Origin of the sequence: Pseudoalteromonas sp. P1-11, assembly GCF_001399995.1 — a bacterium.
Classification (GTDB): Bacteria; Pseudomonadota; Gammaproteobacteria; order Enterobacterales; family Alteromonadaceae; genus Pseudoalteromonas; species Pseudoalteromonas atlantica.
Genome location: NZ_LJSP01000004.1, coordinates 384,196 through 400,139 on the forward strand (window position 1 = coordinate 384,196; position 15,944 = coordinate 400,139).

Here is a 15,944-nt window from a genome sequence, read left to right on the forward strand (position 1 = left end):
TATTTTATTGAATATTTATACATTATGCTTGTTGCTTTAGTTGATACGTTAAAACAATTAAGATACCAAATTGCTCATCTTGACGACGGTACTCTAAACTCAGAATACCCAGAACTTGCATCCTTTATACAGCAAGTTGGCTTGACTGTAACTGAATCAAAGGACGATCTTAAATTTTTATACCAATTTTTATATGTGTACGGCCGAAAATCTGAGGCAACATTTAATCGTTTTCGTAATGAGCTTGAACGATTTTATTTGTGGTCTTGGCTAATTGCCGAAAAATCTGTATTTAGTTTAAAGCGCGAAGACATTGAAGCGTATGTTGATTTTATGGCTGAGCCAGATAAAAAGTGGGCATCAACTTCGGTGCAATGGCGTTACAAAGATGAACAAGGTATTCGTCGATTAAATCAAAATTGGCGCCCTTTTATATTAAAAGAGTCAATTGCGAGCCAGCAAACATTAGCGGCTATGTTTACTGCGCTAAATGTATTTTATAAGTTTTCTATTTTAGAAGAAAAAACGTTTGCTAACTTTGTGCCTGTAGTGAAAAAAAATAGCCCCTATTTGGTAGTTCAATCTCAAATTCAGATCCCAGACACTTTAAGTGACATACAATGGGAATATGTATTTGGCGTAACACGCGATTTATGTGAAAAAAAACCAGAGCTTGAACGTAACCTATTTACGCTCGCGTGTTTAAAAGGGCTATATTTACGTATATCAGAATTATCAGAGCGCCCGCAGTGGTCGCCAGTTATGTCACACTTTTGGCAAGATAATGATGGCTTTTGGTTTTTACGTATTATGGGCAAAGGTAATAAGCTACGAGATGTTACGTTAAGTGATGATTTTGTTGAGTATTTAAAACGTTACCGATTATACAGAGGGTTACCCGCCCTACCTCGCGTTGATGAATCTGAGCCATTGGTGCATAAAATTCGGGGCCAAGGTGGGATGACCGTTAGGCAAATTAGACGTTTAGTGCAGCAAAGTTTTGATTTAGCTCAGCAATCGTTACTTGATGACGGGTTTAAAGATGATGCAGAACAACTTGAAGCAGCCACTGCCCATTGGCTTCGCCACACGGGTGCAACACATGATGCGCAAACTAGACCGCTAAAACATTTATCGGAAGATTTAGGCCATTCTAAAATTGCGACAACCGATCAAATTTATATTCAAACAAATATTAAAGAGCGAGCAAAATCAGGCGTTAAAAGGAAAATTTAATGGAATACTTAGTAATAGCATTTATTGGTTTTTTATTTTTAGTTTATTCAATTTCAATAAGGCAGTTAGAGCGCACAGAAATAACAGGCCCTATGTTTTTTGTTATTGGCGGCATGTTTTTGGCGTTTTTACTTCCTAATGAAGGCGAAAAATTAAAAACAGGAATAGATTATTTATTACCACTGATAGAGCTTACGCTAAGTATATTTTTATTTTCTGATGCGGCTAAATCTAAGTTAGGTGTATTGAGGCATAGTTTTCAATACCCTAGCCTATTATTATTCGTTGCCCTACCCTTAACTTTATTGTGCGGAATTGGTGTTAGCTTATTTTTATTTGCAGAGTTGTCGTTAATTCAATCCGCACTGCTGGCAATTATACTTACACCAACCGATGCCGCTTTGAGTAAAGGGTTATTGCAAAGTACACAAGTGCCCGAAAAAATTAGGGAAGGTATAAATACCGAGAGCGGATTAAACGATGGCTTATGTGTACCAGTATTTTTAATTTTTATTTTATTAGCTAAAAACCCTGACTCTGCTATTACTGCTTCACATACATTAGGTGTGTTTTCAAGAGAGCTTGGCTTAGCATTATTGATTGCTGGTTTTTCTATAGCGATATTTATTCCGGCTTTAAATTTTGCAATGCAGCGCCATTACTTTGCAAAAAGCACCAGCCCATTTTTACTTTTAGGTTTTGCGATGGCGGTGTTTTCTATCACACAATATTTTCATGGCAGCGGGTTTATAGCGGTGTTTATAGCGGGTTTGTTATTTGATAAATTTTCTAAAACTGACATTCGCGCTGAGCTAATAGAGGATTCAGAGCACATAGCTGATTTTACATCGTTAATGATTTGGTGTTTATTTGGATTTGTTTGTGCGTATTTAGTAATTCCGAAATTAAATACAAATATAATTGTGTATGCCTTATTAAGCACAACATTAATTAGAATAATTCCGGTTATGTTATCGCTACAATTTACAGCACTTAATTGGAAGGAACGTTTTACTTTTGCATGGTTTGGGCCACGCGGTTTGGCGTCTATTGTTTTTACTTTAATGGTAATAGACACGCAAATAGAAAATAAATACGATATTGCCACTATTGCAATGACCACTATTTTATTTAGCGTGTTTATACATGGTATAAGTACAAAGCCAATTGCAGATAGCTTTGTTAAAAAATCTAAATAGCGTTTATAAAAATTAGCGAATCTATTGTTTTGCTATGAACACGTTTTTTAGCTTTAAAATAGATCACTTGATGAAGCTAATTGGTATTAATAAAAAAGGCGTAACTTATTTTTAAGTTACGCCTTTTTTATTTTTAACTTTTACTAGCTAAGTACCTGAGCGAGTAACTCTATTGGGTGCTTTGGTTTAAATTGCTCAAAACGTTTTACTTGGCTGCGACACGAAAAACCGGTAGATAAAAGTTGCTCTGGTTTATTTTTATCTACTATTGGTTTCCAACTCATTTCGTACAGTGCACGGGAATTTTCTTGATTTTGTGCTTCATGGCCATAAGTACCGGCCATGCCACAGCACCCGGTATTGGTTGTATTTAGGGTTAAACCAATATCAGTAAAAATTGTTTTCCATACGCTTGCCGCTTTTGGTAAAGCGGTTGTTTCTGTACAGTGACTCAATAATGTAAATTCAGTATCGGTTTTTTGTTTAGCCGATAATGATTTAAACGATTGAGTTTGTAACCATTCATGGGCAAGTTGTACATGAAACTCGCCGCGATTATTTTCTAAAATGGTTTTGTATTCATCGCGATAACACATAACTAACGATGCATCTAAACCAACCAAAGGCGAATTAATATCAGCGAGTTTATTTAAAAAATCTGCGCCATTTTTTGCCGTTACTTTAAACTCATGCAAAAAACCTTTTACGTGTTGGGCTTTACCATTAGGTTTAAACGGTAATAGCATCGGCTTTTTACCCAGCGCGGTGATAAGTGTTATAAAACTTTGCACTAACTCGGCTTCGTAAAAGCTGGTAAACGGGTCTTGCACTATTAGCACATAGTCATTTTGTTCATCACTTGAAAGTGAATTTAATAATTCAAAATTAAATTTATGTGCTTTTGCGACACGTTTTTCGAGTGAAGGCACACTTAATTGGGGGGTATCTACATACCCTACTGTTTTTTTAATTAAACTACTTACTAAGTTTGTTTTAACAATTGGGTTGATCACACGTGCAAATTTAGACATTACAGGTGCCGAACTTTCTATGTTTGCGACTAAATAATCTTTAAGTGGGCGCGCGTAATAACTGTGATAATAATTTAAAAAGCGTGCTCTAAAAGTAGGTACATCCACTTTAATTGGGCAAGATGTTGTACATGCTTTACACGCTAAACATTCATCCATTGACTCTTTTACTTCGTGAGAAAAATCGTAAACACCTTTGTTTTTTTCACGGCTATGAACAAAACGCTCCCACCAGGTAATAACTTCGCCTTTGTTAAGCTCTTTTTCTACTTCGAGCAAATCTACATTTTTTGACTCTTGAAGTCGTAACCATTCTCGCATTAATGTTGCGCGGCCTTTTGGCGAATGCCTGCGATCGCCGGTTACTTTATATGAAGGACACATGGGAGAATTTTCGTCGTAGTTAAAACAAATCCCGTTACCATTACAGGTCATTGCATTGTTAAAACTTGTTTTTACATCGATAGAAATTTGCTTATCAAAGTATGAACGTTTTTGCCCATCTACACAAACTAGTGAGTCCTCACTTTCTATGGGAGTACATATTTTACCAGGGTTTATTCTATTATTAGGGTCGAACGCTGTTTTTATTTTACGTAGTTGTTTAAATAAATGCTCGCCAAAAAACTCAGGGCCGTATTCACTTCGGTAACCTTTACCATGTTCGCCCCACATTAAGCCGCCGTATTTAGCGGTGAGTTTTACAACTTCGTCTGAAATTTTACGAAGCAGTTTTTCTTGTTCTGGGTCGCACATATCTAGCGCCGGGCGTACATGTAAAACACCCGCATCAACATGGCCGAACATACCGTATTGTAAATTATGGCTATCGAGTAATGCTCTAAATTCTACAATGTAGTCGGCTAAGTTTTCTGGCGGTACGGCGGTATCTTCAGCAAAGGCCAATGGCTTTTGGCTGCCTTTAACATTACCGAGTAATCCGACAGATTTTTTACGCATTGCATAAATTTTTAAAATGTCACTTTTACTGCTGGTTAATTGATAGCCAATAACACCATTGGTTTGATTTGCTACGCACTCATCTAATAATGTGCAAAGTGTGTTTACTTTGTCTTTTATATCTTCAGGTGATACTGCATTAAACTCAACCATGTTGAGTCCTTGCATATCTTTATTTGGTACATCGGTTATTAAGTCCGATACTGAATGCCAAATAATATCTTCGCGAGCCAGGTTTAATACTTTGCTATCGACTGTTTCTACCGATGTTGCACGCGCATCAACTAAAAAGGGAGAGTGGCGAAGTGCCGAATCAAAACTGTCGTATTTAATATTTATCAGTGTTTTAAATTCGGCTATGGGAGTTAAGTTTAATTTAGCTTCAGTAACTATACCAAGCGAGCCTTCTGATCCGGTAATTAGCCTACTCATATCAAAAGTTTGTAAGTCATCACTTAGCACATGCTCTAAGTCGTAGCCGGTTAAAAAGCGATTTAAGCGAGGAAACTTGTCTAAAATAGCTTGGCGCTCATTTAAAGAAATTTCCAATACTGTTTTGTAAAGGCTACCGATTAATGATTCTTGCTCGGCTATTACTTTAGCTTTTTCTATGTCTATTGGTGATGTCACCATTGGGCTGCCATCGACTAAATAGGTAGTAAGTCCTAAAACATGGTCGCTGGTTTTACCGTACACTAATGAACCTTGACCTGATGCATCAGTACTGATCATTCCGCCAATGGTTGCTCGGTTACTGGTTGATAAGTCGGGTGAGAAGAAAAAGCCGTACGGTTTTAAAAAGTCGTTTAATTGATCTTTAATTACACCTGTTTGTACTCTAACCCAACCTTCTTCAACGTTAATTTCGAGTATTTCGCGCATGTAGCGAGACAAATCAACCACTATTCCTGGTGTGAGTGATTGCCCATTAGTACCTGTACCACCACCACGAGGGCCAAAAGTAAGCGACAAAAATGGGTCGCGAGATGCTGTTTGCAATGCCAGTTGAATGTCTTTTTCGGTTTTAGGAAAAATAACACCTTGTGGGATTTGCTGATAAATACTGTTATCGGTAGAGGCGGTTAAACGCGTTGCATAGCTTGCATCGGTGTCTCCACTAAACCCCTGATTTTTCAGTGTACTTAAGTAGTTTGCGACAAGCTCGGTCGCTGCATCTTGCTGTGTAATTGTTGCTATCATGACGGCGATAATTTAAGGCATTTGTGTAATTATATCATGGTGATGGCTAATAGAAATTGAAGATTTTACAGTTTGTAACACTCTTTTTATCGTATTTTGAGGTTCTGTATTTATAATCAAGTTAAACCAATGTTCAGAGGTTTATATGAAAAAATTACTATTACAGATCATAGGTGTGTTGTTTATTTTGCTTGGGTTGTTTTTTGCTGTAGTGCCAGGCCCCTCCCTGATATTTTTTATGGCGGGGTTACTGTGTTTTTCGTTTTATTACCCAAAAGCGAGGTATTATTTAAAGCTTTGCCAAAAAGCCTTAACTAAATCGTGTAATTATTTAGATAAAAAATTAGCACGCTAAATTATGCCACATACAAAAATGCCAGCATAATTGCTGGCATTTTTATTTGTTACGGGTACTGATGTTTATTTAGTAAGTTTGTCTGCTAGGTATAACCATGTTTCTAGTACTGTATCTGGATTTAGTGAAACAGAATCAATGCCCTGCTCTACTAACCATGCTGCAAAGTCTTCATGATCTGAAGGACCTTGACCACAAATACCTACATACTTGCCCTTTTCTTTAGCTGTTTTAATTGCCATAGAAAGTAGCTTTTTAATCGCAGGATTACGCTCATCAAATAAATGTGCGATTAGGCCTGAGTCACGGTCAAGACCAAGTGTTAGCTGAGTTAAATCGTTAGAGCCGATAGAAAAACCATCGAACATCTCTAAAAATTCATCGGCAAGTAATGCATTTGAAGGAAGCTCACACATCATGATTACTTTTAGACCATTTTCACCACGTTTAAGGCCATGCTCTTCTAGTAATTCGATAACACGTTTACCCTCTTCAAGGGTACGTACGAATGGGATCATGATTTCGATGTTGGTCATACCCATGGTGTTTCTTACGCGTTTAATTGCTTCACACTCAAGGGCAAAACAATCACGGAAGTCTTCAGAGATATAACGTGCAGCACCACGAAAACCAATCATCGGGTTTTCTTCTTCTGGTTCGTACTGCTCACCACCTACTAAGTTTGCATATTCGTTTGATTTAAAATCAGACATACGCACAATTACACGCTCTGGTGCAAAGGCACAGCCTAGCGTTGAAATACCTTCTACTAATTTAGAGATATAAAACTCTACCGGTGATTCGTATCCGGCAATAATGTCGGTAATTTCAGCTTGTAACGCAGGTGATTGGGCATCAAAATTTAATAGCGCTTTAGGGTGAACACCAATCATGCGGTTTATTACAAATTCAACACGGGCAAGGCCAACACCTGCATGTGGTAAACGTGCAAAGTCAAACGCGCGGTCTGGATTACCTACGTTCATCATCACTTTCATTGGCAGTTCTGGCATTTTATCAACGCGCGACGTCAGTATTTCAAAATCTAAAATACCTTCGTAGATGTAACCTGTATCGCCTTCAGCACATGATACCGTTACTTCTTGGCCTGCTTTAATTAAATCGGTTGCGTTACCACAGCCAACTACCGCAGGAATACCAAGTTCACGGGCAATAATTGCTGCGTGACACGTACGCCCACCACGGTTTGTAACAATAGCCGCGGCGCGCTTCATGATAGGTTCCCAATCTGGGTCGGTCATGTCGGTAACTAAAATGTCGCCTTCTTGTACTTGGTCCATTTCTTTAATTGAATCAAGTACACGAACAACACCACTACCAATTTTATGACCAATTGCGCGGCCTTCAGCAATTACATTGCTTGTGCCATTTAATTGAAAACGCTCCATAATATTGGCATCTTCGTTTGAGCGAACGGTTTCTGGGCGCGCTTGTACTATGTACAATTTGCCATCATTTCCGTCTTTTGCCCATTCGATGTCCATAGGACGACCATAGTGCTTTTCGATAATTACAGCTTGTTTTGCAAGTTCTTGCACTTCTTCATCTGTAATTGAAAATTTGTTTGAAAGGCTTGGCTCTACGTCAACAATTTCTACTTGTTTGCCGTGTGCCTCATCTGTTGAGTAAATCATTTGAATGGCTTTTGAGCCAATATTACGACGTACTACTGATGGCAACCCTTTTTGTAATGTTGGTTTATGAACATAAAATTCATCAGGGTTTACTGCGCCCTGTACAACCATTTCACCTAAACCGTAGCTTGAAGTAACAAATACAACGTCTTCAAAACCAGACTCTGTATCAATACTAAACATAACGCCTGATGCTGATTTATCTGAACGTACCATACGCTGAATACCAGCAGATAGTGCAACACCACGGTGATCGTAACCTTGGTGAACACGGTACGATATGGCGCGGTCGTTAAATAAAGAAGCAAATACGTGTTTAATAGCGACCATTACTGAGTCGATACCACGAACGTTAAGGAAGGTTTCTTGTTGGCCTGCGAATGATGCATCTGGCATATCTTCAGCGGTGGCTGATGAGCGTACTGCAAATGATACATCGGCTGATGTATCGCCATGAAGTTGGCTGTATGCGTCGCGAATGGCTTGGTCTAGGTTAGGTTGGAATGGGGTATCGATAATCCATTGGCGGATATCGGCACCGACTTTAGCGAGTGTATTTACATCATCAACATCAAGCGTATCTAAAATGTCGTGAATTTTTGCATTGAGTCCAGATTGCTCTAAAAACTCATTGAAAGCGTCGGCTGTAGTGGCAAAACCACCCGGAACCTGTACACCTGCGTTAGCGAGGTTTGAAATCATTTCACCCAGTGAGGCATTTTTGCCGCCAACACGAGGAACATCTTGCATACCAAGCTCTTGATACCAGAGAACGTATTCTTGCACGGGTCTTTCTCCAAAAAACAAATTGTAGTTGTAACTGTGAGAGTTAAGAAAGAAAACCTTTTATAAAGGTCACCTTCATTCTACACTGGCATTAGACCTCACGTAAACCGTGAGTAAGCCATTTTAGGTATTAAACGTAATAAAAAGGTTAACTATGAGAACTGCTTTTTATATATCAGACGGCACTGCTATTACCTCCGAAGTGTTTGGTCACGCGACTTTGTCGTTGTTTCCGGTTGAATTTAATCATAAAACTATTCCTTTTGTAGAAACAGAAGAAAAAGCAAATGAAATTAAAGCGTTAATAAACGCAACTGCTGCAAAAGAAGGTGAGAAGCCATTTGTATTCTTTACCTTCGTAAATCACAACTTAAGTGAAATTATTAAATCGGCCGATGCAATCGCGTATGATTTTTTGTCTACTTACAGTGAAAAAATAGAAAAAGAGCTTAATGTTGCGCCAGTGCCAAAAATGCATCGTACCCACTCTATTCATGAAAAAAGTTATGACTTTAGAATAGATGCGGTTAACTATGCCCTTATGAATGATGATGGCGGAAATATTAAAAACTTTTCTGAAGCCGATATTATTTTAGTAGGTGTTAGCAGAAGCGGTAAAACACCAACAAGCTTGTACTTAGCTCTACAGTACGGCATTAAGGCTGCAAATTATCCAATAACTGAAGACGACTTAGAGAGTGAGGGGCTACCTAAATGTTTACTCCCTTACAAACATAAGTTATTTGGGTTAACTATTGACCCTGAGCGTTTGGCTGCAATTAGGCATCGTCGTATGGCAAATTCTAAATACGCATCAATAAGACAATGCCGAATTGAAGTGCGTGAAGTTGAAATGCTTTATAAGCGACATAAAATTGCATACTTTAATTCTACCCATCATTCTGTAGAGGAAATATCTGCAAAAATCCTAATAGACAGTAACCTTGAACGACGTAAGTACTAACCAACTAATTTACTGTTTTGCTAAAAAAAGCCGCATAATGCGGCTTTAGTTTTTTATTTATTACTTACGAGCGTCTTTTAATAAGTCAGCTACTAAAAAGCCTACTTCTAATACTTGGTCTGCATTTAGACGCGGGTCACATTGTGTTTTGTAACGTTGCGCTAGGTCATCATCAGATAAACCGTATGCACCACCGGTACACTCTGTAACGTGCTGGCCAGTCATTTCTAAGTGGATACCACCTGCGTATGAACCTTCAGCTTTGTGTACAGCAAAAAACTGGCTAATTTCGCGCATGATATTATCGAAGCTACGCGTTTTATAGCCTGATGTCGCTTTTTCAGTGTTACCGTGCATTGGATCCGAGCTCCAAATAACTTTACGGCCTTCTTGCTGAACGCGTCTTACAAGTGCTGGAAGTTTTTCTGGCAGTACGTCGGCACCCATACGTGTAATTAGCGTTAAACGACCCGGAATGTTATCTGGGTTTACTGCATCAATTAAACGAATTAGGTCATCTGGGTCCATTCCTGGACCAACTTTAACACCAATAGGGTTTTTAATACCTTTGAAAAACTCAATGTGTGCATGGTCTAATTGACGCGTACGCTCACCAATCCACACAAAGTGCGCAGAACAGTCGTACCAGTCACCAGATAGGTGATCGCGACGAGTTAGTGCTTCTTCATAGCCTAGCAATAACGCTTCGTGAGACGTGTATAAGTCGGTTTCTTTAAGGCTTGGCGCAATAGTAGAATTAATGCCACATACTTCCATAAATTCAAGTGCGTCTTGAATTTTGTCAGCAAGTTGTTGGAATCGCTCTTTTTGCGGATTAGCGGCTACAAAGCCCATGTTCCAGCGATTCACTTGGTGTAAATCTGCTAAGCCACCTTGTGCAAATGCACGAAGTAAGTTTAATGTAGCAGCACTATTGTGGTATGCCTTCATTAAACGTTGTGGATCGGGAATACGTGCTTCTTCTGTAAACTCAAAGCTATTTACAATATCACCACGGTAAGATGGTAAAGATACACCGTTAATAGTTTCTAAATCTGCAGAGCGTGGTTTAGCGTATTGGCCAGCCATACGTGCAATTTTAACAACTGGGCATTTACCGCCGTATGTTAAAACAACTGCCATTTGTAAAATGGTTTTAAATGTATCGCGAATATTAGCGGCATTAAAGTCGCTAAATGATTCGGCACAGTCGCCACCTTGAAGTAAAAATGCACGACCTTCACATACATCTTCTAATTGTTTAAAGAGGCTTCTTGTTTCTTCTGCAAAAACAAGTGGCGGAGCACTCTTTAACTGGCTTTCTACTGTTTTCAGTTCTTCTTGATCTGGGTACTGTGGCTGCTGCAGTATTGGCAGTTCTCTCCAGCTATTTGGGTTCCACGATTGCATGTTCTTTCCTCATTCCTACTTTACCTGATATAAAGAAATTAACGTATGCATGGCCCTAAGTTCAAGGACTATATTCACTATTTACCAACTAATTTGTTATGAGTTAAATATATATAAGGTTATTTGTGATTTTAAGGCTGTTCATGCTTAGTTTTAAGCGTGTTTTAATTTTACTATTTTTATTTAAATACAATAAGTTAAATATATGAAGGCGTTTTTTTAACCATCCCAAACCAAATTGAATTCAAAGCCTTAAAGTTAACAGTTTTAGTAGGAACACATCATACTAAAAGTCGGTTAAACGTAATCTTAACTTTACAGTGGTGATTTAATTAAATAAACCAAGTGACTAGAATTTATTTTGAGTGTGTGTTAAGTGGCTCGGAGGTTGTGCAAGGCTATAGCAATAAGTCCACTTTATTCTGAACAACTGTGATCAGGTTGTTAGACGATGAAAGCACTCTAATTAGAGCTACTAAAAACAGTCTGTATGAACGACTACTTTAAATACTAAGTTGTAGTAGAGTTTATTTTCACAGAGCAGCCATCCCCATCACAGGAGCTTAGCGCTGTATTACAAGTATCACTTATAAGAAATTATACAATGAGTGCCCAACACTATCTAAAGTGTCGAACCAAAAAATTGATTGCTGGCCTTAAACTAAAGGCTCAATAACTATTTTACACAGAGCGATAATATATAAAAGTATACATCGCCCTAGCAATTACTTGCGTTACAACAAATTTTTAAATAAACATAAGTGTATTGATCACGCCTGGGTTCACTAATTCTTTCTGTTATATGCAAATATTCACGCACCGAATCTCGCAAACATAAGCAAATAGCATTAAAGAACACATCATACCTAATCTTACTTAAATGTAATCTTAGCTTTAATAAAATGAATTAACTTTAAAAGAACAAGGCAAAAGGTTAAACTTAATAATTAGATAAGTAAGATGTGTTCTCAGGGTGGTTATGGTTTCTAAAGTACAAATAAGAAGTCAGTTTGATTTAATGAATGAATTAACATCGTTATTGATTGATGAATTACGTGTCTGTGAATATTCAAAAGCTGAGTATTATCAGCTACCAGATATAAATAGTGTTGATGAAAATATTATTCCCGAGTCAATCCCTGTACAAAAATCAACCGGTGAAATTGCTCATAGGGCGATTTTAAATTCGTTTACTGATATTTATAAAAAAGAGAGTTTAAGTAGTAGAGTACTCAAGCGTCATCCTGGGCTTTTGGTTCTAAAAAATGCAGATGTCGCAGCATTAACTAGTCGAATACAACAAGTTAATAAAGCTAAGGCAGCTTTTAAGGAGTGTGTTTTGGCTATCGATAATAACGATGCTCGATTTGAAGCTGTTCATAACGCGGTACCAAATTTAATCACCCTTGCAGCCTATCGAAAAATTCACTTTCAAAGTGAGTCCCCTTTTTCAGTGCGATTTACTTGGATGCATAAGCATGCCACTAAAACTCTAACTAAAAAAATGGCACTTGAAATGCTCGACAAATCTGCTGGTTATAGAAATCCAAGAATGATCGACCAACAAAAATGGCAGTCCCTTGTTGCACAAGAGCAAATGCGAGTAGCTAGTTTAGGTGAAAAAGAAAAGTTAAGAATTCGCCGCCCTACCCGAGTAAGTCCCCAAGTTAATATTAGGTATACCGCAGAAAATAGGTATCACGTAAGTGCTGCATTGCCGTTTATTTTAATTAACCCACAGCCCGATGTTAAGTTAGGTACTTTGCCAGATTATCAAAAACCAGAGTCTCACCCGAGAAAAAAAGAGTATGACTTTTTAGTGGATAGACTTTATTTAGAACAAGTAGATAAATAATTATGTTAAAAAGGCCACATAGTGTGGCCTTTTTGGTAAGTAGTCTAGTATTTTAACCGTTGTTATTTTTCGACTATTTCTTCTATTTTATCTTCATCAATTAAAACTGCGTTTTCGACAATTCGTTTACCACCTTGAATCTCAATACGCTTATTGTGCTTGTTGAGCGTGAGTATCTCATCACAAAACTGATCAGAAGGATGCATTTCATAGGTGTAATCAATAATATTACCGGTTTTATCATCTTTTACATTAGTAATGCTGTATTCCGAAATAGCCCCTTTTTCAATCAAATCTTTCATTGTTGTGGTCATATCACGGCGTAATGCTTTTAGTTTGTTTTCTGTGATATCGTCGGTTGAATAAATTGAGCCGTATTTTTCCATAATAGATAGCAATCTAAAATGATACGTTTTACCAGGCGCGGCATAACGCCAAAGGTGGTATAAACGCAGCATCATCCAACGCGATAAACCACGTTTTAACTCTTGCGCACTGTTAAAGTAATACCCTTTGTATTCAAGGTTATCAATCATGTTATGAACAAATGCATTTAAACATGCAACACATTTTACGTTGCCGCCTTGGCCTTTTTTACCACTAAAATGAAGAGATGATAAAAAGTTCATATTTGACTCATAAAAAGAGTCATCAATATCTGTATTTTTAGTATCAGTAGCCGAGTATTTAAATGAGAGTTTAGAACCTTGAAGTGCTTCAAGTGATTCTTTAATTTGTGGGTATGGCATTGATTGGCCAACCGCTTTAAGTTCTTGGGCTAATTCGTTCATCGAAAAAACCACGGCATATTGAATACCGGACTTAAAATTGATTTTTACGATTTTACCTTTCGATGCAAGGCGAATTAACGCGCGCTCAACTTTTTCTTCTCTATCCGATGGCCACACTAAATATTCTACGTCTTCGCCATCTTTACGCGTGCTTACAACGGCCGGTGTAATTTTTATTTCGCCGTCATATAAAATACCATCCACTTTTTCGGATATTTTACGCGTAATAATTGTTTTTTTAGGTGCTTCTTCCAATGGCAATTTTTTATGCCCAGAACGTACAAAACGCCCCCATAAATCATAGTGGTTAAACGTGTTTGAATAAGCACGTAACCCATGAGCGGCATTTTCGATAGAAATTCGCACATCTTTGTTATCTGTAAATAGTGCTAAACTTTCGTTATCTATTGCACTTTCCACCCCGTGTATTTGGCCCCTAAGTGTATCGGGCAAGTTATCTACCGAGATGTTGACCTTTCGGCTCATTGTTCTGATTTCCATTTTTTATTGCGACAGCTAATAACAACACATAAAGCAACAAAAGTTAAATGTTTAAGTTAGTATAAAACTGATCCGAGCATAAATAAACGTAACGGATCATTATTATACTAAGTAGGGATTGATAAGCTTAATTTCAGATCACTATTTTACTAAGATAAGCTTCTCAAGCTAAATTTTTACTAACTCAATTTATTTTTTGTCCATTAAAAGCGCTATTTTTAAACTTTTTACACGACAAACGTTAGTAAAATAAATACCTGCTGTGGATAACAGCACTTCGAGTTAGCATAGATCTGATCTGTACTTACTACAGATCAGATCTATACCAATTAAACGCCCTGTTCTTCGTAAGCTTAAGTGTATAACTTTATAATTTACTTAGTAAAAAACTGATCTCACACAGTCATTTTGTACATAACTTACTGAGTAAGTTGTGCATAACTCTGATATTTAAATAAGGCTTAGTAAAAAGCTGATCTGCATGTAGATAAAGATCTGATCTTAACCAAGTATAAAGGTGATCTGCTTTTTTTAACATTATTTATAAATATCATATAGTTATATAGCTATTATACACCCTTAACCTTTATTACCTTATATATTTAACCACCTTTAAACTTCTTTATTTATACTAAGCAATCTTAAAGGTGTAAAAATATTTTTAAATGTCTTGTTATTAAAATGCATGTCGCCTTAAATAGTTGTTTACAGCTATTTGAATGGACATTATACTAACTGCCTAACTTTGAGGAAGAAAGTATGTCTATCAATAATAACGCGCTAAGTACTTACCGGCTTTTAAAAGCAACAGCCGAAGTTGCTGAAAAATCTTTAAAAGGACGCATACAACACTATCGCGCTCATCTTAAATCAGAAGAAAAAGAATTAAGAACTTACACCCAAAAAGCGGCAGCAGATTTATTAGGGTGTAATAATCGTACCTTAAAACGTCGTCATGACAATGGTGACTTTGATGATTTAAATATTAAGCGTGGTGCAAATGGGCACTATGCGTACACGTTAGTTAATATTTTTGCGATGGCCGATATCATGGATATTCAGCCAGATCACCGCACTACTAACGATAAACTCCAAGTTATTGTTATTAATTCACTTAAAGGTGGTTGTGGTAAAACAACCAGTATGGTTAATATTGCTGCAGCGTTGGCGACGACTAATATCAAACGTTATCGTATTGGTATTATTGATTTAGATCCTCAAGGTTCGTCTTCTAGCTTTTTCCCTTCTAACGATCACGACCCTGTTACGGTAGGTGACTTAATGCGTGATTGTATTGATTTAGACGAAGGCGAAACCTGGCCAGAGTTTGTTTCTAGTGCTTTTGTGACTACGCATATTCCAAATATTCGTGTTTTACCCTCAGGTATGGATGACTTTTACTTTGAACACGAGACCGCAACACTTTTAAAAGACACCTCTAATTACGAACAAACACGTCATTATCATAAGCTTTTAGAAAAGGTTATTGAGCCGGTTAAAGACGAATTCGATATTATTTTAATCGATACCGCTCCTACTCTTAACTTTATGTTTTATAATGCTTTAATGGCCTCTACGGCGATGCTTATTCCGGTTCATCCAGAAGCTGTAGATTTTGATGCTAACAATAAATATTTAAAGCGTTTAGGTGAGATTTACCACACAGTAGCGGCACTTGGTCATGAAGGTTGGGACTTTATGCAGTTTTTAGTGACCAATTACGTTAAGGGTAATCATTCACAGCGCGATATCGTTAAAGATGTACGTAGTGCGTTTGGCCGCCAAGTAATGAGCTACCCAATTAATCACAGCTCGGCAATTACGGCTAGTTCATCGTCTTTTAATACCATATTTGATCAAAAAGCATCGGATAGTTTAGCTAGTCGCGAGTCTTTATTACGCGCGCAAGAAAATATTAAAGATGTTGTGGACGAATTAGAAATGCTTATTCGTTCCAATTGGGAGTCAACCCAATCATCACTTAACAACACTAAGTAAGGA

General features: G+C 37.5%; 10 protein-coding genes. 6 read left to right on the forward strand and 4 right to left on the reverse strand.

Features of this window, described 5'->3' with window-relative positions:
* The first annotated feature begins 24 nt into the window (after positions 1–24).
* A complete protein-coding gene (locus tag AN390_RS09930; protein ID WP_054981980.1) occupies positions 25–1,236 on the forward strand; it encodes a tyrosine-type recombinase/integrase in 1,212 nt (403 codons plus the stop codon).
* Positions 1,236–2,435, forward strand: a complete 1,200-nt coding sequence (locus tag AN390_RS09935) for a sodium:proton antiporter (protein WP_004586308.1) — start codon at positions 1,236–1,238, stop codon at positions 2,433–2,435. The genes AN390_RS09930 and AN390_RS09935 overlap by 1 nt, the downstream gene beginning before the upstream one ends.
* Before the next feature lie 143 nt (positions 2,436–2,578).
* On the opposite strand, the gene AN390_RS09940 is transcribed toward AN390_RS09935, so the two are convergent.
* Positions 2,579–5,626 carry an FAD-binding and (Fe-S)-binding domain-containing protein gene (locus AN390_RS09940; protein WP_055254216.1) on the reverse strand — a complete coding sequence of 1,016 codons (3,048 nt, stop codon included), beginning with the start codon at positions 5,624–5,626 and terminating at the stop codon, positions 2,579–2,581.
* A 145-nt stretch (positions 5,627–5,771) separates the two neighbouring features.
* Here AN390_RS09940 and AN390_RS09945 point away from each other — a divergent pair, with 145 nt between their 5' ends.
* The gene (locus AN390_RS09945; RefSeq protein WP_055254218.1) at positions 5,772–5,981 is read left to right on the forward strand and encodes a PGPGW domain-containing protein; all 210 of its coding nucleotides are present in this window, start codon (positions 5,772–5,774) and stop codon (positions 5,979–5,981) included.
* 65 nt (positions 5,982–6,046) lie between these two features.
* Here the strand turns inward: AN390_RS09945 and ppsA are convergent, their stop codons facing one another.
* The gene (gene ppsA, locus AN390_RS09950) at positions 6,047–8,422 is read right to left on the reverse strand and encodes a phosphoenolpyruvate synthase (RefSeq protein ID WP_055254221.1); all 2,376 of its coding nucleotides are present in this window, start codon (positions 8,420–8,422) and stop codon (positions 6,047–6,049) included.
* Between the two features lie 154 nt (positions 8,423–8,576).
* On the opposite strand from ppsA, the gene AN390_RS09955 reads away from it, so the two are divergent.
* The gene (locus AN390_RS09955) at positions 8,577–9,386 is read left to right on the forward strand and encodes a pyruvate, water dikinase regulatory protein (protein WP_004586305.1); all 810 of its coding nucleotides are present in this window, start codon (positions 8,577–8,579) and stop codon (positions 9,384–9,386) included.
* A gap of 60 nt (positions 9,387–9,446) precedes the next feature.
* Here AN390_RS09955 and AN390_RS09960 read toward each other — a convergent pair whose 3' ends face one another.
* A complete protein-coding gene (locus AN390_RS09960) occupies positions 9,447–10,796 on the reverse strand; it encodes a class II 3-deoxy-7-phosphoheptulonate synthase (RefSeq protein ID WP_055254223.1) in 1,350 nt (449 codons plus the stop codon).
* Between the two features lie 979 nt (positions 10,797–11,775).
* Here AN390_RS09960 and AN390_RS09965 point away from each other — a divergent pair.
* Complete coding sequence (locus AN390_RS09965) at positions 11,776–12,651, forward strand: DNA replication terminus site-binding protein (protein WP_055254225.1); 876 nt, start codon at positions 11,776–11,778, stop codon at positions 12,649–12,651.
* A gap of 62 nt (positions 12,652–12,713) precedes the next feature.
* On the opposite strand, the gene AN390_RS09970 is transcribed toward AN390_RS09965, so the two are convergent.
* A complete protein-coding gene (locus AN390_RS09970; RefSeq protein ID WP_004586302.1) occupies positions 12,714–13,928 on the reverse strand; it encodes a hypothetical protein in 1,215 nt (404 codons plus the stop codon).
* A gap of 774 nt (positions 13,929–14,702) precedes the next feature.
* Between AN390_RS09970 and AN390_RS09975 the strand changes: the two genes are divergently transcribed.
* Positions 14,703–15,941 (forward strand): AAA family ATPase, encoded by a 1,239-nt coding sequence (locus tag AN390_RS09975; RefSeq protein WP_054981985.1) that lies wholly within the window; start codon positions 14,703–14,705, stop codon positions 15,939–15,941.
* The last annotated feature ends 3 nt before the right edge of the window (positions 15,942–15,944 follow it).